Origin of the sequence: Kordiimonas aquimaris, from assembly GCF_025574485.1 — a bacterium.
Taxonomy (GTDB): Bacteria; Pseudomonadota; Alphaproteobacteria; order Sphingomonadales; family Kordiimonadaceae; genus Kordiimonas; species Kordiimonas aquimaris.
The window spans coordinates 199,283-220,429 of record NZ_JAOBPO010000003.1 but is presented as its reverse complement, the minus strand read 5'-3'; the positions used below and the strand labels follow the sequence as shown (position 1 = coordinate 220,429).

Genomic DNA, 21,147 nt, shown 5'->3' with positions numbered 1-21,147 from the left:
ATTTCGGCCATGAAAGGTTTAATGCATATTATCTTATGGTGATCAGGATCATATTACTAATATTTTGTAGACTAGGCATGTTCAATCGAGCTCAATATGTTTGACATTTATTGATGCGCACATTATCGGCGAAAGTATGAAACGCATCCTCAAGGTATTCAACCAATTAAATAAAGCACACTGGCTTATCTCGTTGGTCATTGTGAGTATGTGTTTCGCTTATGCTTCATTACCTGTGGCCGCTGACACCGTACATGTTGCTGTTGCTTCAAATTTTTTAAAACCTGCCCAAGATATAAAAATACAGTTTGAGCGTGAAACTAATCATAGTGTGATCTTAAGTGCAGCTTCTACTGGCCAACTCTATAACCAAATCACACAAGGCGCCCCTTTTGATGTGTTTTTGGCTGCAGATCAGATGCGTCCTTTGTTGCTCTCCCAGCATGGTCTCGCAGTCAAAAATAGCCAATATACATACGCTTATGGGAAACTTGCACTTTATTCCGCCAACAGTAGTAGCGAGATTAATGCTACTAGTTTAACGGATATTAAATATCAACGACTTGCGATTGCTAATCCAAACACTGCCCCATACGGTGCTGCTGCAATTCAGGTGTTGAAGAGTTTGGATTTACTCTCGCAAACAGAGCCTCTTTTAGTGCGCGGTGCCAACATTGCACAGGCCTACCAGTTTGTAGAAACAGGAAATGCTGATGTTGGCTTGGTTGCTTTGGCTCAAGTTATTAATAGGCCGGCAACCACGATTTGGCGTGTTCCCCAAACTCATTATACACCAATTGCTCAAGATTTTGTTTTACTGGAACATGGCCGTCTAAATGCTACGGCAAGTGAATTCCTGCATTTCCTCAAGAGTTCAAAAGCTGGCATGCTCATAAAAAAATATGGTTATGATGTCGATCTGCAGGCAAAGTAACACTTATGAATGAGTTACTTATATTTTGGCCACCTATTCAGCTTACATTGCAGCTTGCATTCGCGACGACTATTATTTTGTTGTTGATTGGTGTTCCGATTGCTTGGTGGTTGGCGCGTTCTCGAGCAATTTGGCGAGAAGTTGTCGCTACAATCGTGGCCCTGCCTCTCGTGCTGCCGCCAACTGTACTGGGTTTTTACATGTTAATTGCTCTTGGGCCTGATGGTGCCGGTGGTTGGCTGTCAAGCGTAACTGGTATGCGTTCACTTGCCTTTACGTTTGAGGGGTTAGTGATTGGGTCTGTTATTTATTCTATGCCTTTTGTTGTGCAACCAATCCGTAATGCATTTGAAGCTGTTGGTGACAGGCCACTGGAAGTGGCTGCTACCTTAAGGGCATCGCCTTGGCAGGTTTTTTGGCACGTTGCCCTACCCCTTGCCCGTCCTGGTATTATTACAGGGGCGGTGCTTGGTTTTGCTCATACTATTGGTGAATTTGGTATGGTTCTGATGATTGGTGGTAATATCCCCGGTGAAACAAGAGTACTGTCTGTTGCAATATACGAATATGTTGAAAATTTAGAGTGGGTAAGCGCACATATCCTGTCGGCCGGCATGTTGTTATTTGCCTTTATTGTCATTCTTATCGTTATGTTGCAGCAAAACCGTATTAGGACAAACCGTAATAATGGGTAATCACAGTGAGATTGATGTTTCACTTGCCGGGCGCATTGGTGCGTTTGAGCTAAACTGTAATTTTACTGTCCCGGCCAATGGTGTTACCGCTTTATTGGGCCCCTCAGGGTGTGGAAAAACCACCGTGCTACGATGCATTGCGGGATTGGAAGGGTATCCGGGAAGAATATCAGTGCGCGGCAATATATGGCAAGATAGCGAGGCTTCTAGCCATATGCCAACACATAAGCGTTCGGTCGGGTATGTGTTTCAGGAAGCGAGCCTTTTCCCGCATTTAAGCGTGCGCGACAATCTTTTGTTTGGGACGCTTTTCTCAAGAAGAAAGTTGACTAACGAAGAAGAGAAATCACCATCTATTCCAGAAGTTATTTCTTTATTTGGATTGAAGAACTTACTTGAGCGTTTTCCTACAGCTTTGTCTGGCGGTGAGCGTCAACGTGTTGCGATGGGACGAGCGCTTTTAGCCCACCCCGCTCTGTTGCTTATGGATGAGCCATTGTCTGGCCTTGATCAGCAAACCAAAGACGACATTTTACCTTACCTTGATCGGTTGCATCAAACATTGAAAGTGCCGATGCTATATGTCAGCCATGATATGGCGGAGGTTGCTCGGATTGCTGATCAGGTTGTCATGATGGCAAATGGTCGTGTCGTTAACCAAGGGCCTACTGCTGAGGTATTAGAGCGACTAAACTTCAATGATATTGCAGATCACGGAAATATTGGCGCGATCATTGAGGCTACAATTAACACGCATGACAAAACTATGCATATGACAGAGCTCAAGTTTGGGAGCCAGTCTATCTCCGTTCCATATGTTAATGCGGCTACAGGTACAGAGGTACGTGTTTTAGTGAAATCCAGCGATGTTTCACTTGCTACTGAGCGACCTGAACATATCAGTATAAGAAATGTTTTGAGCGGAAAACTCATTGCCCTCGAGGTAATCGAAGGTACAGCGTTTGTTGATGCTGTCATTGATGTAGATGGTGAAAAAATACGTGCCCAAATAACGCGCTCTGCCGCCAATGATCTTTCATTGGCGACAGGTCAAGCCGTTTATGCACTCGTTAAATCAGTTACGTTTGACCCGCGTTCATTAAGTGCATCGGGTTAAGGTCTAGCGTAAATTATGGCTTTTTAATCATCGTACTACCCTGCAAAACGAATGAAGGGCTACGCAAGGTGCTTATGTCTTTTATCGGATCGCCGCGCACTGCTATTATTTCAGCAAGCATACCCTCTTTTATTGCGCCAATTTTACTCTCCATGTGTAAAAGTTTGGCATTGATGGATGTAGCGCTCATGAGAACATCGATTGGTGCCATACCGTATTCAACCATGAGTTCCAATTCCCATGCATTGTCACCGTGGTCAAAAACACCAACATCTGAACCTGCACACATCGTCACGCCCGCATCCAATGCGGCCTTAAAAGCAGCCTTTTGATCAGTAATGCGTTGTGGGTCAGCCATTTCGCCTTTTTTCCAGCCTTGATATGCTGAAATAGCTTCGCCTGCAGCAAGTGTTGAACACCATGCAACATTGTTATCTTTCATAAGTTTGAATATTTCAGGTGTACCTTGACTGCCATGCTCTATGGTTTCAACACCGCCCAGTATAGCGCGGCGCATGGCTTCCGGTGTTGACGCATGTGCCACAGTATAACGGCCAGAAGAGCGGGCTGTTTCAACAATGGTCTTTATCTCTTCGATTGAGAAAGTCGGCATTGCTTCGCCGTTAGGCCCCCACCGATAGTCAGCATATACTTTAATAAAATCAGCGCCGTTGCCAATCTGGTCGCGAGTGATGCGAATAAGATCATTACCATCACCCTCTTCCGCCCCCAGCGGTACAGACACGTGTTCACCAAACCCTTTAGGGCCGTATGAGCCAGTTGCAACAATAGCTTTACCTGCAACAAGTAGCCGTGGCCCCTCTATCACACCTTTATTAAGCGTGTCTCGGACGCCGACGTCCAGATAGCCTGCACCTTCACTGCCTAAATCACGTAGTGTGGTGTAACCGGCATGAAGGCTGTGTTTAAGATGATTGGATGCACGAATGGCGCGCTCGGCATAGGTTTCTTTTAAAACCTGATCGTTCCAGCTTACTTCGTCGTATGGGTGCAGCAATACATGACTATGTAAGTCAATTAAGCCAGGCATTAACGTATGTCCATTGAGATTGATAACTTCTGCAGTGCTACTGGCGAATGCGCTTGGATCAGCGATACGTGCAATTTTACCGTCTTTTACCAATACAGCCTTACCGGTAATGAGTTTATTGGAAACGCCATCAAATATAGCGTCTGGAACAAGTAAAATATCAGCTGATGCAGCACTGCTTATCATCAGCGCACTGATGGCGATAACTGTTTTAAGTTTATTTAACATAATGGACCCTCCCAATTAAGTTGGCTACTGTATCGGCAAGACTGAGAACAGCAAAATTAAAATGCATGCCATAAGCCTTTCAGGAAACATTTTGGTACATGACTGCATCAACGATACGGGATGGATATGTGACAGAAAAAGTTGACTGTATTGTCATTGGTGCTGGTGTGATTGGTCTGTCGGTTGCGCGCGAACTACAGCAAGCTGGGCGTGAGGTTTTGTTGCTTGAAAAGGCAAACATGATTGGCACCGAAACGTCTTCTCGAAACAGTGAAGTTATCCACGCAGGCATTTATTACCCGAAAGATAGCCTAAAGGCGCAATTGTGTGTCGCTGGTCGCGACATGCTTTATGATTATTGCGATAGACACCATGTACCCGTTAACCGTTACGGAAAACTGATTGTTGCAACGGATGAAACTCAGCGAGACAGCCTTAATGATATATACCAAAAAGGCGTTCAAAACGGTGTTTCTGATCTTGAGCGCCTAGATGCTAAAGCTGTGAATGCTATCGCTCCCGCAGTTAAGGCAGTTGCTGCGATTAACAGTCCCTCCACGGGAGTTGTTGATAGTCATCAGCTAATGCTCTCCTTATTAGGAGACTTTGAAACTTCTGGCGGAATACTGGCTGTAAACTCTCCGGTAAAAGGTGGGCGGTTAACTGAATATGGCATTCAGCTTGATATAAACTGCGAGCCTTCAATATCGATTGAGGCGAAAATAGTCGTAAACTGTGCTGGATTATCGGCAACCGATATTGCTCACAGCATAATCGGAATGACTAAGCAACATATCCCACAAACAAGGTATGCCAAAGGTAGTTACTTTGCTTATGATGGGAAGTCACCGTTTGATAGATTGATCTACCCTATTCCATTTGTGGGAGGTCTCGGTATCCACCTTACGCTTGATGCTGCCGGAGCCGCGCGAATTGGTCCCGATATCGAATGGGTGGATCGTATTGACTACAATGTGAATGCTGATTTGCATGAAAAATTTGTAACAGCTGTACAAACATATTGGCCTGATATTGATCCGTCAAAACTTCACCCTTCCTATGCAGGTGTTCGCCCCAAGATAGTTGCGCCACAAGTGGGGGATCAGGATTTTGTAATTTCAGATATTAGAAGTCATGGGGTTGATGGCCTTTATCATCTATTTGGCTATGACTCTCCCGGATTGACGTCTTGTCTCGCTATTGGCGCCTATATAAAACGTATCATATTGGAACGATCTGCTTGATATTCTTGGCTATATCAATCAGCATGTAAAAAGCTAATTGATTGAATAAACTATAGTTAACCTAAGTGTTTCAGCGCTGTTGCGGGTGGTACAAGATAGAAATGTCTTTATACAAATATAAGGCTTTCATTAGTTATAGTCATGCTGACAAGGCGACTTCGAAACAGCTGCTTAATTACCTAGAGCGTTTTCGAATACCCAAGTATTTAAACAATGATTACTCACACCTTAAAACCTCATATTCGCTTGGGCGATTTTTTCGCGATAGAGAAGAACTTGCCGCTACAGGTTCTTTAGAAGATAAAATAATAAATGCTATAGAACAATCTGAGTATCTCATTGTTTTGTGTTCTCTTGCATCTGCCAAGTCTAAGCGTGTTGCTTTTGAAATTGATGTTTTTTTACGGAGCAACTCCCCTTCCAATATTCTTTGTATCTTGATTGATGGTGAACCAAACTTTGATGTTTCAATAGGTACTGATAGTGAAAACTGTATACCTGAGCCTTTGCGAGAGCTCTCGCAAAAGCGAGGAAAGACACCGCTTGCTGCGGATATGCGTAGCATCGGTGATGGACATAACCTTGCATTTAAGAAAATTGTTGCGGCGTTGCTAGAGGTTGATATGCACGACCTGATGCAGCGCGAAGCCCGTAGATTACAAAAGAAAGTCATGTCACTTTCCGTTGTCGGTGCGGCTGTGATATTCGCTTTGCTTGGTCTTGTGGTTAATGTCCAACTTGCGAAAAATGCCGAAGAATCGGCGAAAAACCTTGCGCTATCTCAGCAGAAACGAGCAGAAGATCTGATCGGGTTTATGGTTGATGATCTCGTTGTTTCGAAATTGCAAAAACTTGGACGCATAGAAGTAATCGACGCTGTGGTGAATGAGCTTGTTACTCATTATGTGCAGCAAGATGACAATAGTTTAACGCCGGATGCTCTGGGTCGTAAGGCGCGTGTGTTTATGGAGCTTGGTCGTGTTTATCTGCGGCGACAAGACGAGAAACAAGCCAAACAAATGTTTGATCAAGCTTATTTCGTGACTAAGAAAATGCTTGAAATTCACCCTGAGTCAACAAGTGCGCTTTATGATCATATACACACTTTGTACTGGCTTGGCCGATATGAATTGGTACTAGGTCGCTTTCAAGAATCCGCAAACTACTGGCGTGAACGTGTTGCGTTATTTGACCGGCTTATAGCGCAACCAGACCTTAATCGACGCGCCTATGCCGAAGTAGGGAATTTACATATTCACCTTGGCTGGGCACTGATGGAATTAGGTGACTATAAAGAGGCCAAAGCTCTTTTTGAACAAGGCCTTAAGGTTCGTATGCATGTTGCTGAGTTGTTTCAATCTGACATTGCATGGATGAACAATGTTGCTGGTGCATATCATCACTTGGCTTGGGCAGATGAGTTTCTTGGTGATAAGGAAAGCTCAATTGAATACTCGCGCAAGTCTATGGAGATATACAAAAAACTATGGGTTGCTGATAAAACAGATCAGCGCGCGCATTTAAACTTGGCGCGCAGCTACCGTTGGCTTGCGGAAAGTAAATATAGCGCTGGTCAATTTAGGCAAGCTAAACAGAATTTAGTTGAATCATTGGAGCACTTAAAGCCTGTGTTAGCCTTTGAACCTGATGATGAAGATAAGCAACTTCAATATTGTTGGAGTGCAGTGCAACTTATTGAAGTTAATGAAAAATTGAATGAGCATGTCCCTTTGGATCAAATGTTGAAAACATATTGTCCAATGGCTGATAGCATAATTCATCAAGGACACGTTAAGGCATATAACAGGCTGCTTAGTTACCGGATAGCAATCACAGATATTGAGCATCAAATAAATGAAGGAGTATCAACACCTCAGCTTCAGCAGAGTATAAATTCATTAACTGCTCAACTTAATCGTGAAACAGATCAAGTACTAAAATCTGTGATGGGAAAACGGATTAAACTCCGTCATGCAATTGCAGTTTTAAAAACAAAAAATAATATCGAAAATAAAGTAATGTTAGATATTAGAAATACTGTAGAACATACTGAAAATAATATAAATATAGCTCATCCTGAAATGGAAAAAATGTTAGGTGTTGCAAAGAGATTGCTCTCATCTAGTTATCAAAGATAGCCTCATTCTACCTTGGCATTGTCTGAGGTTTTATTTTCAATCTCTTTTAATCTGCTCTGATAGGCTCTTGCATAGGGGGCTAAACGAATAGCTTTCCTATATGCAGTTAAAGCTTCTTCACGCAACCCAATGCGTTCTTTAGCTTCGGCGATCAATGAAAGTGCGTAATGGTCACCCGGGGCTTTTAAAAAAGCTTCTTCAAGTAACTCTATGGCCTCATTTGGCTTATTGTGCCGATAAAGCTGTATTGCTGCTTTATCAACGATTTCAGTGTGCGTCTTTACGCCACTGGATATTGGATCTGTTGCAATTGAGCTGTAATCATTAAGGTCTATCTGGTTATTTGAAGCAACAAGTTGTTCGCGCCAGCGTGCCATCAAGGCCTCCTCGGTTGCGAGCACTTGCTTTGTTGTTTGTTTTTCGTCAGCTATTGCCGTGAGATAACTATATGCTTTATTGGCGGCGCTAGGGTTTGACAGGTGCATGTAATAACGAGCGTTCCAATAACGTAAGTCTTCGTTTGGTGCTTTATTATCGATTGGGCGTTTTACAACTGAAAGACGATCGAGCATCATGGACAATGTGCCAAACAAGCTCTCACTGCCTGAATTTACTTTGTGCAGGCCAGTCCATAAAACTTCATCCGTTTTTGGTTCTGACAAGATGAATGTAACAATATTGCCTGTGTCTTCCTTTAGTAGCGTTGCCTTAAGTGAATAAACCGGTGTGGCGTTACCGTACCGCGTGTATATGCCGCCTGTCGGATCTGGTGCATCCAGGTTCCACCAATGGCGTATAACCAGAATATCTGGAACTTGAGCTAGAAAAAAGGAAGATAGTTCACTAATCGCAATTGCTTGGTCAATTTTGTCTTCAGTCGCTTTTGTTGTCCGTACATCGTTAATTGTTACGATCACGCCGGGTTTTTCCGCATTCGCTAGTTGGATGCGATCAGGTGTAAGATTTTCATTGCCTGTGAATAAATAGAGGCCTCCAAGTACCGCGATAGCAATCATTGCAGTATAGAAGATGATACGTTCTGTTGGTTTAGATGTTTCCGAAACAGAATGTGCTTTCCTTTTCGGCAACTCATCAAGCAATCGATATCCACGCCGCGGGATAGTTTCTAGCATTTTGGGATTATTGATATCGTCTCCAAGTGCTTTTCGTAATTTTGATATGGCGACAGGAATGGTTTGTTCGCTTAATTCTCTACCGTCCCAGACAGCTGCAATGATATCGCTTTTTGTCACTAGCCGCCCACGGTTCATGCAAAATGTCAGCAGTAATTTTGCTATCTTATCTTCGAGTTTTACAGCGTGACCATCAGAATGTTGCAGCAGTTTTTCACCGGGAATGAAGACCCAGTGATAAATGTTATGCCTTTGATTTTCAGGATTTTTTGTCATGCTATCTCAGTGAAAATTAAGTGTTCCTATAAGATTAATATACAGTGTGTCATTTGTGGAAAGCTAGCAAGAAGCCGTGAATATGGCTCTGTATTGTAGATTTAAGGTTTCTTAAGGAACCTTAAACGCGCTCATCGTTTAAGTTTTGTATACTAAAAACAACGAAGAGCGAGGAATGTCCTATGCGAAACACAATATTTATTATCACCTGTGTCTTCTTGAGTGCGGTGTTTGGTTCAGTAGCTGGATATACGCAAGAGATGAATGAAGATAACTGGAGCCTTTCAGAACAGGGTGCCGGTTTTGTAGAGCATATGGGTCGTAAGAGTTTGCGATTGAATAATGGTTTTGCTGTCCTGAATAACGGAAATTTTAAGGACGGTATCATTACTTTCGATATATCTATGCCTAAAGAACGAGGTTTTGCCGGTATTTATTTTCGCTGGAATGATAATACGGCAGAGCACTTTTACTTACGATCTCACTTGTCTGAAAAGCCTGACGCTACACAGTACACACCGCGGTTTAATGGTTTAGGTGGTTGGCAGATTTATCACGGTGAACGCTATAGCGTGCCATCAAAATATGATCTTGGATCATGGGCATCAGTAAAGTTAGTGATCAAAGACAATAAAATGGATGTCTACATCAATAGCGACAAACCTAGTTTACATGTCGATAATTTGATGGCTCCGAATGTTGCGGGAAGCATTCGATTTTCTGGTGCTCGGCAAGATTTCCATATTTCAAACTTCCGTGCCGTAGCCGATGCGACTGTTGAAACTATTGGAGAACCAAAACCTCGAGTGCCGTTTCCTGAAAACTTAATAACATCATTTAACGTAGGGAAAACAACAGTTGCTAGTGCCGATGTTGAGAAAGAGGCCATTCTTGATAGCGACTTACTGGCGCAGCAGTCATGGCAAACACTTGAAGTAGACGAGTCTGGGGCAGCTAATTTAGCACGAATATCTGGCCGAACTGGCGATGTTAATACGTTACTGGTGAAACTAGATATCAGCTCTGATGCCGAGCGAATTATACCTATTCAGTATGGTTTTAGCGACAGAGTTACTGTTTTCCTAAATGGTAAAGCAATCGCTTATGGTGACGACACTTATCGTTCTCGTGATTACCGTCATTTAGGCACTGTTGGCTTGTATGACAGTGTGTTTCTTCCGCTTAAAAAGGGCGAAAACCAACTTGTGTTTGCTGTTACTGAAGCCTTTGGCGGATGGGCTATAAAAGCTGCAATGGATCCGGTCTCTGGTGTGACAGTGCGTTAAGCTCCCACATGTCGCATCACTACAGGGAGGTTCAGCGCAATTTGCGCTGAACTTTCATTGTTACTTTAAAGAATTTCAAAGGTTAGGCCAGCATTGCTTATTAAGCGTTTGGTCAGCGGACGCCCCATAATGGATGCTGGAGTCCAAATTCCACCAGTCATGGGGATGTCATCTTGAACTAAACAAATAGCGCTTTCTGCTATCATTTTTGACGTCGATCCATATCCTGGATCCTTATCACCAGTAACAACGGCTTCGATGCGTTCACCTTGTTCGTTTGTTGCTACAAACAGTACGTCATAAAAGCCTGTTTCTCGCTCTTCTTTACTTGGTCCTTCGCCTGGCTTAGGACCATCATCACTAGTCATCGCACTACTTTCCGCAACAGCGCGAGCAGCGGCCTCCCCTTTGTCGCCAGGGCCTGTTACCAGCATTTCATCATAGATGAAGTCTTTGCCGTATTCGTTGCCGCTTAGCAGATTTGAGCGATGTATATTACGTGTATTAATAGGTGCCATAATAAAAGGCGCTACCCAGCTATCGATGACATCATCGAATAATGGCTTTGTTCCACGTGGTTGTTCTGGCCCTTCATACCCTGGTGCCAGTGAAAATGGATCGCGGAGCAATTGTAAAATACTGGGGTCTTTAGCCGCCGCTGCCATTGTTGCCTGAAGGCTCGCGGCGGTACCACCAGAGAAAGTGCCTTTCATTTTGCGTACACGTCCACGGACACGAGGCATTACATGGCCAAATTTTCCTTTGGCAGCATCTTGCAAATATTGAACACCGAGATCGAAAGGTATCGAGTCAAAACCACATGAGAAAACAATTCGTGCGCCGGAATTTTTAGCTGCAGCTTCATATTTATCAATCATCTGGCGCATCCATGGAGGTTCACCGCATAGGTCAACATAATCGGTTCCTGCTTCAACACAGGCTGCGACAAGGTCTGAGCCATATAATTGATAAGGGCCAACAGTTGTCAGAACGACCTTGGTTCTATTTGCCATAGCTCGAATAGATGCAGGGTCACTTGCATCTGCAACAACAAAGGACGTGTCATCAGGGGCGCCAATTTCATTCCTTACAGCAGAGAGCTTCTCGGCACTTCGTCCTGCCATAGCCCATTTTACAGATTTACCGACGCCGTATTGTAATGCCAAATATTCAGCGACAAGGCGTCCGGTAAAGCCTGTAGCGCCGTATACAATAATATCAAATTCTCTTGAATCGCTCATTTAAAGCACCCCTATTTTGATTTCATTCATGAATTAGCGCAAATAGACGCATAGACCAGTACTTACTAAAATACAGGATAATTAAGCGGTGTGTAGATTTAACTAGTTTGAGATTCTTGCTGCCGCATCTCAAGTATGCTGGTTACCTGCATGTAATCTTTAGGTGTATCAACATCAATTGCTGCCTCTGCATCTTCTAGGATAACAGCATGAGCATTGACATTGAGAACCATGGATGCGCGCCGAAATGCGCTTTTGACATCGAACCGGCGCAACATCAAGCCAATAAGATTGATGAAACCAAAGGCTTGGAAAAGTCGCCATGGTGTTTTGCGTTTGCTTTCAAAAGCAACCCAGAAATCCAAGACATTTACTGCTTCCTTATCTGTGAAACCAAAAAGATTTGCGCCAGATAAGCTGGCATTTTTAAAAGGCAGGTATGTACGTTTAGACGAAGGGTGCATCGCAACAATGCTTTGCTTTTCAACAAAACCGACAGACAAACCATCGATTTTGCTAACTTGGTCACAAAATTTATCAACAATTTCAGGCTTTAATAGAGCATGATCTGCTGTTGTAACAAGAAATGGCCACTTGGATGTGGGTTGATCAATTGCCTTTTTCACGCTTGCGCATATTGATGATGCAGGCCCTATTATACTAATGCGATCATCTGACAGTGCAGCTTTGAGATCATTGTTTTCGTTTAGAAGCTCATCTTTGCCATCAAAAACGATTATTATATCATTAATGAAAGAAGATCGCTTTAGAGCATCTAACGCGTAAGCAATCATTGGGCGCCCGACCAGTGGGACAAGAGCCTTGTATGTTTTGCCAAAAATAGAAGCAACAGAGTCATTTGTGCTGCGTGAACCGGCAAGCAAAATGGCAGTAAACCTCACGTTTTTATGGCTCTTTTCAAGCTGATTTGCATCATTATTTGTCTTCATATTATCTGTAACAATAGTATTTACTGTATTAGAGCCCATTGTGAAATCTCGCGGCGGATGCTGGCGTGTAGAATCCCAACACATATTATGTTTCATTATTGCGGCAAGTTCTCGTTTAATGCCTGATAAGTTAAGCAATAACGAGCCTCACAGTAAAACGCAATCAACACTTCTAGCTAAATAAATACGTGAAATGCATGTAAGGTTGCGGGAAAGTTAAATTATTCTATTTCCTGGCTTTTTATGCATGCGCGGTCATAGCCTTTTTTACATAACAAAAGCCAAAATATAGCAATTAACCAGGCGCCAATAATATCTGTAGGCCAATGAACACCAAGGTAAACCCGAGTTACCCCGTTCACAGCGATTACTGCTAAAGTTAGTATGCCAATGATCTTTTTCTGATCGAAAAACCGGGTTTGCATAAGCAAGTAGGAAATTAGAGCGTATACAACAGCAGATCTCAACGTGTGGCCACTCGGAAAGCTGCCGCTTGTAGCTGTAGCAAACTGCTCAACTATGTCTGGACGATCACGTCCAAAAAAGTACTTAGATAATGCAGTAATGATGAATGAACCTGCGGCTGCTATTAAAAACCACTTAGCAGCAACATATTCGCGTGCGTAAAATAAATAGCCAACTATAAGGATTGTAATTACGGCGAGTGTTTTAGAATCACCTAAGTGCGTTAAAGCATAAACGAAATCAATTCGCGCCTCACCGCCTATAGGTACACTCGTATCTCCAGCGGTGCGAAGTAGCAAGACGCCAGCTTCATCAAATTGGATAGTACTACCACTTGTCACCAAGATAGCGAGTAAGGCAAATAGAAACGAAATAACAATTAAAAATGGATGGTTTTTTATAAAAATAACCATAGTACCCCTACTCTAAGTTGCTTGAGCATACTCAATTCAAGGTCGGCTGGCTATGTTCGATTTTGAATAAATAAATAAATTTGGATTCTTCAGTTCCCGTTGAGCTGCCCAAAACCGATCTGTAGCAATAATGTCTGCACCACGTTTTATTATATCAGTGTATGTAATTTGAGTTTTCCCGTCACGGATTTTACTGTCTATTGAATTTTCACGGCCACCTAATGTGCCAACAATTACACGCCAATTACGCGCATGGAGGTTGGCATAATGGCTATTTGAGGCAAGTCTTGTTCCTGTCCATGCAATAACAAGTTTGCTTGGAATACCACTTCTGTCGAATTCTTCAATATCGGCTGTATTAGTCAATCCTACAGACATTGGCATGTTCGGCGCCAAACGATGAAAATCAATGGCTTGATCAATGCTATAGGCTATTGCAGCAGTATAATCATGCGCGCCTGTTGATGTTACAAGATCAGCAACCTTCTTGAAATCAACACTGGGTTTAATATCAAGTGTCAAAATAGTCTTGCCTTTGGCCCATGAAAGAACATCGCGTAAGAGCGGCACTTTAAACGTGGTTAGCGCACCTGTTTCATCTTCAAGAAACAAGCTTTTAACGTCTGCCCAGGTTTTATTTCTCAAATTACCCTCACCGTTTGTGGTGCGATCCAGCGTGTCGTCATGCATAAGAATAAGAGTACCGTCCTTAAGTTGAGCAACATCAACTTCCATAAAACCGTATCCATACTTCAAGGCATTATCCATTGTTTCTATTGCATTTTCTGGAAACCCGGGAGCCGGACCACCGCGATGATGGCTTACTAAAGGTAATGGTATACTTGGTCGGGAAAGAAACGCAGTTAAACCGTCCTTTGGGATATTAAGATAGTATCGCGCGTTCTGATCGACTGGAAACGGCACATCTTCTGCGACAGTTGGCGTGATTGCTAACAGAGATAACCAAAGTATTAGCATCAGTTTAGGCATGATAAGTTCTTTCGCGTGCAAATCAAATATGGCTTGTTATAGTTTATACCATCTCTCCCAATAGCAAACGGGTCAACAGGCAATGCAACAAGAATATTCGATTTCTGACCTATTGGAAATCATGCGCAAATTAAGAAACCCAGAAACTGGTTGCCCTTGGGATATTGAGCAAACTTTTGAGACCATTGCACCATACACCATTGAAGAGGCCTATGAGGTTGACGGTGCAATACGGTCAAAGGATATGGGCGCGCTCGAAGATGAGCTTGGAGATTTGTTATTTCAAACGGTTTTTCATGCCAGAATAGCTGAGGAAAAAGGTGCATTTTCATTTGACAATGTGGTGTCAGCTGTTTGCGATAAAATGGTACGGCGGCATCCTCATGTCTTTTCAGATACTGATATTGCTGATGCTGATGCTCAAACTGAAGCATGGGAAAAACAAAAAGCCAAAGAGCGTGCAAAAAAAGCAAAAATGGCCGGAACATTACCCTCTGCTCTTGATGGTGTTTCTATAGGGCTACCTGCTTTACTGCGTGCGATAAAACTACAAAAACGAGCGGCTCGTGTTGGCTTTGATTGGCCTGAAACAACTCAGGTTTTGGACAAGTTACAGGAAGAATGCGAAGAATTAGTTGAAGCACATAATGACAGCCATAGTCAGGAACATTTACGTGAAGAATTTGGCGATTTATTGTTTGTTATGGCAAACCTCGCTAGGCACATGAAAATTGATGCTGAACAAGCATTGCGAGAAGCTAATGCAAAGTTTGAACGGCGTTTTCATAGTGTCGAATTGAAGTTGTCAGAGCGAGGGAAAACGCCTGAACAATCTAGTTTGGATGAAATGGACCAGTTATGGGACGAGGTAAAAATAGAGGAACGCGATATATAGTCTTGTCACTTTAGCATTAAAAGCTTTTACCTTTGCTATATTTGTTCCAACTCACAGGATCTATGCTTACTTGATAAAACGTACCCGTATCGGTTATTTCTTCGCGTAAAACCTTGCTATTTGCATGAAGCCACGCAGGTGTTTGGCCATCATGAAAAGGAATAGTTATCTCAAGTGTTTGATTTTGTGCACTCAATGTATCATCAAGTTTTTCCAGAAAATCTGAACAGCCATCACCTGTTAAACCTGAAACTGCTGCAATATTACATTTGCGGGCAGACACAGCTTTCCAATGCTCCAATTCTTCTTGAGGGACAAGGTCACATTTGTTCATAACTTCAATAACAGGAGTACCTTCACTAGCGTTCTCCTCATCAATGGCTAATGAAACGCCTAGTTCATGAAGCACTTTTTCCACATCTGTTTTTTGAATTTCCGTATCAACATGTGAAGTATCGCGTACATGCACAATTACGTCAGCTTCTAAAACTTCCTCCAAGGTTGCTCTAAATGCTGCAACCAGTGTTGTTGGCAATTCAGAGATAAAACCAACTGTGTCTGAAATAATGATCTTTCGCCCACTCTCAAGAGTTATGGCGCGCATTGTAGGGTCAAGCGTGGCGAAAAGCATATCTTCAGCCAGGACTTCTGCGTCAGTAACCTTGTTAAACAAGGTCGATTTACCTGCATTTGTATAGCCGACAAACGCAATGATTGGATAAGGCGCCTTTTGTCGGCGCGAGCGATGTAGTGTGCGTGTACGTGTTACTGCTTCGAGCTGCCTTTTAATTCTGGTAATACGATCTGCGATGATACGGCGATCAGCCTCGATCTGTGTTTCACCTGGGCCACCCATGAAGCCGGCGCCGCCGCGCTGGCGTTCCAGGTGTGTCCACGACCGAACCAAACGGCTGCGCTGGTATATTAAGTGAGCCAGTTCAACTTGTAGCTCACCTTCTTTCGTGCTTGCACGATTACCAAATATTTCAAGAATGAGCGCTGTACGATCAATAACTTTTGTTTTTAAGTCTCGCTCGAGGTTCCGTTGTTGGATTGGGCTAAGCTCGCAATCAAAAACAATAAGATCAATGCCCTCTGATTTAGCAAAACGTTTAAGTTCTTCAAGCTTACCAGTGCCGAGATATGTGGCTGGTTTAATTGCACGCAAAGCGATTGCTTCGCCGCCAATGACCTTAACATCAATCGCTTCAGCAAGCCCGAGCGCCTCAGTAACACGCGCATCAGGGCTTCGTATGCCCTCGCGATTGAGGCTGTCATTAGTGTATGGGTGAACAACATATACGCGTTGTTGTTCTGCATGCTTCTTCTGTAGATATGCAAGACCGTCGGTTGACCAACCGCCGCCATTAACTCCATCAGTTAACTGATGTTCCCCATGTTTGTGGTCTTTATTCTGCGCCAATTCAGTCTTCTAAACCTTCTTTTTCAGGCTCAAACAATTGTACTGGTCCGCCGGGCATTACTGTAGAAATTGCGTGCTTGTACACGAGTTGAGAATGACCATCGCGCCGTAAAAGAACACAAAAGTTGTCGAACCAGGTAATAACACCCTGTAGTTTAACGCCGTTAACCAGGAAAACTGTCACAGGAGTTTTTGTTTTCCGAACTGTATTAAGGAAAACATCTTGGAGGTTTTGATTTTTTTCTGACATGGTTCGCTTTTTCTTCTTGTTTTTCCAGTTTCATTCTAGCGGCTCAACATGTGGGTATGTCAGTCGCTTTTTGCAATATCTATCGCATTACTATTTAGCCTGTCTGTTATGTCAGAATGATTGACCTTAGGTCAACAAGGTTCTGTGCTTATCCACGCCATAATGATTTTGCGAGGATTGCCATGAATAATGACGCTTCGACGCGACCGACAAGCATTAACACGGTTAAGATGGCATAATCTGCGTCTGCCAAACTGCTATACCCTGCAAACGCGGGGTCTGCACTGGCAATGAGTGGCCCGGATAATGTCATTGCTGTGAATGATAAAGTAAGGGCGGATTGGAAGTCTATTCCAAGTACGGCGAAGGCTATGGCGCCTATAGCAGCAATGAGTATAAAAGAACCGAGTAAAAGCCAGACGGCATCAACGTCGCCGCGTTCAGCTGTAACATTTCCGTATTTTACAGTGTGAATTCCGTGCGGATGTGCTAGGCGGTCAACCTCGGCTTTTCCAAGTTTAGCGATCGTAAGAAAACGCATTTGTTTTAAACCACCTGTTGTTCCAGCCACGCCGCCTCCGATGCCTGCGAGCATCATTAATCCAAGACTGATAGGTAATAATAAATCACCTTCTGTGGGAATTGTTTCTGGCATAATGCCGTATGTTGCAAGCGCTGAAGTACTTGCAAAAAGAAATGAAACAAAGTTGGAAAAATTGAAGCCGGTAACTGTAAATATAAATAAAGTGGCGGTAACTATTAATAATACACTGATGCGCAGTTCTCGATCTTTTCGCCAAGACGTAGTGCGTGATTTAACACGCAAGTAGTGAAAGTCCCAATTTGAGAGTCCAATAACTAAAAAGATTGAAAGGACCAATTGGGTCAACATGTTTTGGTTTTGCACCATACTGTCCGGTATAGTCCCTGATGTGCTGATCACAGACAATGCCAGTAAAAACGCATTGAAAATTGACTTTCCACTTATGGCAATAAGGCTAAAGCAGATAATTGTTACAGCGGCATAGATGGGCAGAATTGATTTTATGGTTGCTCTTAGGCGTATATACCCAGTTTCGCTGTCACCGAAGTTTAAGGGGGATCTGTGTAGCTGCATGCCGCCACTATTCATTGCCATAAGTAATGACAATGCAAAGCCAACAGCCATCAAGCCACCAATCCAACTTGTAAGTGACCGCCATAGTAAAATGGAGGGCATTACATCTATTTCTCCTTCATATGCTGAGGAGCCATTTGTGGTTATTTGTGACATGCCGTCATATACAGCAGCTACAAACCCGCGGTCTGGAAACATAAAAAACAAAGGCAAACCTGCAATCATTGCAAGGACAAGAATGCCTGTTAGTGGAAGAAAAACAGTGAGGCGCGGAACACGTACACGTTCAGTAGAGCGAAACCCTAAAAATAATGCACCACCAAGAAGCAGAGAAAGAATGGTAGAGGCAAAAAGGCTGTTAAATGCCCTCGCCTCACCAGTGATGGATGCATAAACAAGAGGAATGAGCTGCACGCATGACAGGAAAATAATCCAGGTACCAATAAGATATAAGAGGCGGCTTTTCCACATGTAGTGAGCCTAAAACAAGTCCGCACGCGCGGAGAATAGCTGTTCAATTTTTTTAACGGCGTGCGCTAATGCAAATATTATTACCCGGTCACCATTTTGAAGTTGTGTATCTGCGCTAGGTAGTATGGTTTCGTCTTCGCGTACAACCATACCAAATTTAACTTCACCATGTAGGCGGAGTTCCCCAACAGTTTTTTTCACAACCTCTGAGCCAGCTAAAACTTCGGCTTCAATTATTTCGGCCTGCCCTTCAAAGATACTGTATAAATCACGTATGCGGCCACGCCTTACATGGCGCACTATTGATGATACGGTTGTTTCCCTTGGGTCCATTGCAACATCAATACCGAGAGAGCCAACAAGGTTTCCATAAATTGGGTTGTTAAGCAGCGTTATTGCGCTTTTACACCCCTGTTGCTTGGCCAAAAGCGAAGAAAGAATGTTTACTTCATCATCGTCAGCAACAGACACAACCGTGTCGGTTTGAGCAATGTTGGCTTCAAGTAAAATCTCACGATTAAGCGCGTCACCATTAATGATAACTGTTTTATTCAGTTTTTCAGCAAGCTGTGTTGCACGTTCCGCATTATATTCAATAATTTTTACGTTCTGTTTGCCGTCGCTGTTTTCGAGTGATTGGGCAAGAGCCAAACCAATATTACCGCCTCCCACAATTACAATACGCTGTGCTTGCTCTTCTTCATGACCAAAAACAGCCATTGCGCGTTCTGTTGTAGATGTTTCAACTGCTATTATGATGGAATCACCAATTTGAAGCTGGTCGTCACTGCGCGGAACAAACAAGGTGTCTCCGCGATAAATGGCGGTCACAACGGTTTGCAGGTTTGGGAATAGTTCTGTCAATTGTCTGAGCGGTGTATCCACGACAGGGCAGTTTTCATCTAACTGGATGCCGATAAAGCGCACTTTATTGTCCGCAAAAGGTATCATATTAAAAGCACCAGGCACTTCAAGGCGGCGGCTTAATGCTTGTGCTACTTCAAGTTCAGGAGAGATAATTACGTCAATCGGCAGGTTGTCACGAGAAAACAAATCTGCCCACTGCTGTTTGAGATAAACCTGATTGCGAATGCGTGCAATTTTTGTGGGAATGCTGAAGAGCGAATGAGCAACCTGACAGGTCACCATATTCACTTCGTCTGACAAGGTAACTGCTACCAATAAGTCAGCATCGGCAGCACCGGCTTTGGAAAGCATTTCAGGGTCAGAACCGTGACCAACCAATGCCTGAACATCAAGTGACTCGCTGATTTTTCTAATCAGTTTGTTCGAGCGATCAATAACTGTTACGTCATTTTGCTGATTAGAAAGGTGTTTTGCTATATTGAAGCCAACCTGCCCTGCGCCGCAAACGATAACTTTCATGTCAACTTCATCCGATTATTGCATTCAAGTAGCTGGTTTATACACAGTTTACGTTTCAATGTCTTGTTTGCCTGATAAGCCTAAAGATTTGAGCTTTCTGTGTAAGGCAGACCTTTCCATGCCGATAAATGCAGCCGTTTTGGAGATGTTGCCACTAAAACGATTAATTTGAACTTTAAGGTATTCGCGTTCAAAAGACTCGCGCGCTTCGCGAAGCGGTGTTGTCATAATGGTGTTGTCGCCGTTGTTATGTAGCAATTCGTTGGAGCCTATTCGAATTTCCTGAGGTAAGTCATCTGCTGAAATGAGTCCTTCCGCATCGTCTGGCGCCATGATGATAACACGTTCCATGATATTCTTTAACTGACGAACATTACCTGGCCAATCGTAAGATTGAAGTGCTGCAATTGCATCGTCGCCTAGCCGCATTTTGGGGCGACCTGTCGCTTCGGCCAGTGTTTCAAGAAAACCTATCGCAAGTGCCGGAATATCCTCTCGGCGCTCACTAAGCGCAGCCATTGTGAGTGGTACAACGTTAAGTCGGTGATATAGATCTTCCCTGAACCGGCCTTCGGCAATTTCGTGAACCAGGTTTCTGCTTGTGGCTGATATAACGCGGATATCAACTTTCACACCTGAATTACCGCCAACACGCTCAAATGCTTGATCCGTTAAAACACGAAGTATTTTTGCCTGCGTCGGAAGCGGCATGTCCGCAACTTCGTCGATAAACAATGTACCGCCGTGCGCTTTTTCAAATAGCCCTGTTTTTACAACACCGCCGTTTTGTTCAACGCCAAACAGCTCCTGCTCCATACGGTGTGGTTCCATAGATGCTGCACCCACAACAACAAACGTGCCATTAGCGCGATTTGATCGTGCATGGATTTGCCGTGCTGCTACTTCTTTACCGCTACCTGATGCGCCGTGTATCAATACACGGCTATTAGTGCAGGCAACTTTTTCAATGCTTTGTCTCAGTGTGTTTATGGCCGCAGACCTGCCCGTTATATCAACAGAGAATGCAGATCGTTTTTTCAGTTCTTCATTCTCACGGCGCAAGCGCTCAGCTTCAGTAGCACGCTGCACTGTTAGTAATAGCTGGTCAGACTCGAACGGCTTTTCAATGAAGTCATACGCGCCTTTTTTAATAGCGGCGACTGCTGTCTCAATATTACCGTGCCCCGAGATAACAACGACTGGTAGTTCCTTGTGACGGGATTTAACAAGTTGTAAAATTTCAAGGCCATCTAACCTGCTGCCTTGCAGCCAAATATCCAATATCATCAATGATGGTCGGCGCGCCTCAATCTCGGCTAGGCCACTGTCGCTATCATGAGCTGTTCTTGTTGCATAGCCCTCGTCTTCGAGTATGCCGGCAATCAACTCGCGAATGTCTTCTTCATCGTCAATGATCAATATATCCAGTGCCATATGCGGCAAT

Annotated in this window: 18 protein-coding genes; 7 read left to right on the top strand and 11 right to left on the bottom strand. The window is 43.5% G+C overall.

The features are described 5' to 3' along the window. Positions 1 to 136: 136 nt before the first annotated feature. Genes modA through modC form a run of 3 tightly spaced genes read left to right on the top strand, consistent with a single transcriptional unit; the run spans position 137 to position 2,746 of the window. On the top strand, positions 137 to 934 hold the full coding sequence (modA, locus tag OEU88_RS10730) for a molybdate ABC transporter substrate-binding protein (RefSeq protein ID WP_262695167.1): 798 nt from the start codon (positions 137 to 139) through the stop codon (positions 932 to 934). 5 nt (positions 935 to 939) lie between these two features. Next, the gene (gene modB, locus OEU88_RS10725; RefSeq protein WP_262695166.1) at positions 940 to 1,629 is read left to right on the top strand and encodes a molybdate ABC transporter permease subunit; all 690 of its coding nucleotides are present in this window, start codon (positions 940 to 942) and stop codon (positions 1,627 to 1,629) included. Then, entirely contained in the window at positions 1,622 to 2,746 is a 1,125-nt protein-coding gene (gene modC, locus OEU88_RS10720; RefSeq protein WP_262695165.1) for a molybdenum ABC transporter ATP-binding protein, read from the top strand. The genes modB and modC overlap by 8 nt, the downstream gene beginning before the upstream one ends. Positions 2,747 to 2,759: 13 nt before the next feature. Here modC and OEU88_RS10715 read toward each other — a convergent pair whose 3' ends face one another. Further along, a complete protein-coding gene (locus OEU88_RS10715) occupies positions 2,760 to 4,025 on the bottom strand; it encodes a metal-dependent hydrolase family protein (RefSeq protein ID WP_262695164.1) in 1,266 nt (421 codons plus the stop codon). Between the two features lie 98 nt (positions 4,026 to 4,123). On the opposite strand from OEU88_RS10715, the gene OEU88_RS10710 reads away from it, so the two are divergent. Continuing rightward, positions 4,124 to 5,269, top strand: a complete 1,146-nt coding sequence (locus OEU88_RS10710) for an NAD(P)/FAD-dependent oxidoreductase (protein WP_262695163.1) — start codon at positions 4,124 to 4,126, stop codon at positions 5,267 to 5,269. Between the two features lie 101 nt (positions 5,270 to 5,370). After that, positions 5,371 to 7,407: a toll/interleukin-1 receptor domain-containing protein gene (locus OEU88_RS10705; RefSeq protein ID WP_262695162.1), complete on the top strand. Its 2,037-nt coding sequence runs from the start codon at positions 5,371 to 5,373 to the stop codon at positions 7,405 to 7,407. A gap of 2 nt (positions 7,408 to 7,409) precedes the next feature. On the opposite strand, the gene OEU88_RS10700 is transcribed toward OEU88_RS10705, so the two are convergent. Further along, positions 7,410 to 8,816, bottom strand: coding sequence for a winged helix-turn-helix domain-containing protein (locus tag OEU88_RS10700; RefSeq protein ID WP_262695161.1), 1,407 nt, complete (start codon positions 8,814 to 8,816; stop codon positions 7,410 to 7,412). 182 nt (positions 8,817 to 8,998) lie between these two features. On the opposite strand from OEU88_RS10700, the gene OEU88_RS10695 reads away from it, so the two are divergent. Further along, on the top strand, positions 8,999 to 10,102 hold the full coding sequence (locus OEU88_RS10695) for a hypothetical protein (protein ID WP_262695160.1): 1,104 nt from the start codon (positions 8,999 to 9,001) through the stop codon (positions 10,100 to 10,102). Between the two features lie 65 nt (positions 10,103 to 10,167). On the opposite strand, the gene OEU88_RS10690 is transcribed toward OEU88_RS10695, so the two are convergent. The 4 genes from OEU88_RS10690 to OEU88_RS10675 all read right to left on the bottom strand — a co-directional run bounded on the left by OEU88_RS10690 (position 10,168) and on the right by OEU88_RS10675 (position 14,161). Continuing rightward, positions 10,168 to 11,343 carry a saccharopine dehydrogenase family protein gene (locus tag OEU88_RS10690; RefSeq protein ID WP_262695159.1) on the bottom strand — a complete coding sequence of 392 codons (1,176 nt, stop codon included), beginning with the start codon at positions 11,341 to 11,343 and terminating at the stop codon, positions 10,168 to 10,170. Positions 11,344 to 11,441: 98 nt separating this feature from the next. Next, complete coding sequence (locus tag OEU88_RS10685) at positions 11,442 to 12,377, bottom strand: nucleotidyltransferase family protein (RefSeq protein WP_262695158.1); 936 nt, start codon at positions 12,375 to 12,377, stop codon at positions 11,442 to 11,444. Between the two features lie 137 nt (positions 12,378 to 12,514). After that, complete coding sequence (locus OEU88_RS10680; protein ID WP_262695157.1) at positions 12,515 to 13,171, bottom strand: phosphatase PAP2 family protein; 657 nt, start codon at positions 13,169 to 13,171, stop codon at positions 12,515 to 12,517. Positions 13,172 to 13,207: 36 nt separating this feature from the next. Next, positions 13,208 to 14,161: a glycerophosphodiester phosphodiesterase family protein gene (locus OEU88_RS10675; protein WP_262695156.1), complete on the bottom strand. Its 954-nt coding sequence runs from the start codon at positions 14,159 to 14,161 to the stop codon at positions 13,208 to 13,210. Between the two features lie 82 nt (positions 14,162 to 14,243). On the opposite strand from OEU88_RS10675, the gene mazG reads away from it, so the two are divergent. Further along, entirely contained in the window at positions 14,244 to 15,056 is an 813-nt protein-coding gene (mazG, locus tag OEU88_RS10670; protein ID WP_262695155.1) for a nucleoside triphosphate pyrophosphohydrolase, read from the top strand. A gap of 16 nt (positions 15,057 to 15,072) precedes the next feature. Here mazG and hflX read toward each other — a convergent pair whose 3' ends face one another. The 5 genes from hflX to ntrX all read right to left on the bottom strand — a co-directional run bounded on the left by hflX (position 15,073) and on the right by ntrX (position 21,137). After that, positions 15,073 to 16,479, bottom strand: a complete 1,407-nt coding sequence (hflX, locus tag OEU88_RS10665) for a GTPase HflX (protein WP_262695154.1) — start codon at positions 16,477 to 16,479, stop codon at positions 15,073 to 15,075. A gap of 1 nt (position 16,480) precedes the next feature. Next, positions 16,481 to 16,729 (bottom strand): RNA chaperone Hfq, encoded by a 249-nt coding sequence (gene hfq / locus OEU88_RS10660; protein WP_262695153.1) that lies wholly within the window; start codon positions 16,727 to 16,729, stop codon positions 16,481 to 16,483. A gap of 148 nt (positions 16,730 to 16,877) precedes the next feature. Further along, positions 16,878 to 18,317, bottom strand: coding sequence for a potassium transporter TrkG (locus OEU88_RS10655; RefSeq protein ID WP_262695152.1), 1,440 nt, complete (start codon positions 18,315 to 18,317; stop codon positions 16,878 to 16,880). 9 nt (positions 18,318 to 18,326) lie between these two features. After that, complete coding sequence (gene trkA, locus OEU88_RS10650; RefSeq protein WP_262695151.1) at positions 18,327 to 19,703, bottom strand: Trk system potassium transporter TrkA; 1,377 nt, start codon at positions 19,701 to 19,703, stop codon at positions 18,327 to 18,329. A 48-nt stretch (positions 19,704 to 19,751) separates the two neighbouring features. Next, positions 19,752 to 21,137, bottom strand: a complete 1,386-nt coding sequence (gene ntrX, locus OEU88_RS10645; protein ID WP_262695150.1) for a nitrogen assimilation response regulator NtrX — start codon at positions 21,135 to 21,137, stop codon at positions 19,752 to 19,754. Between the last annotated feature and the right edge of the window lie 10 nt (positions 21,138 to 21,147).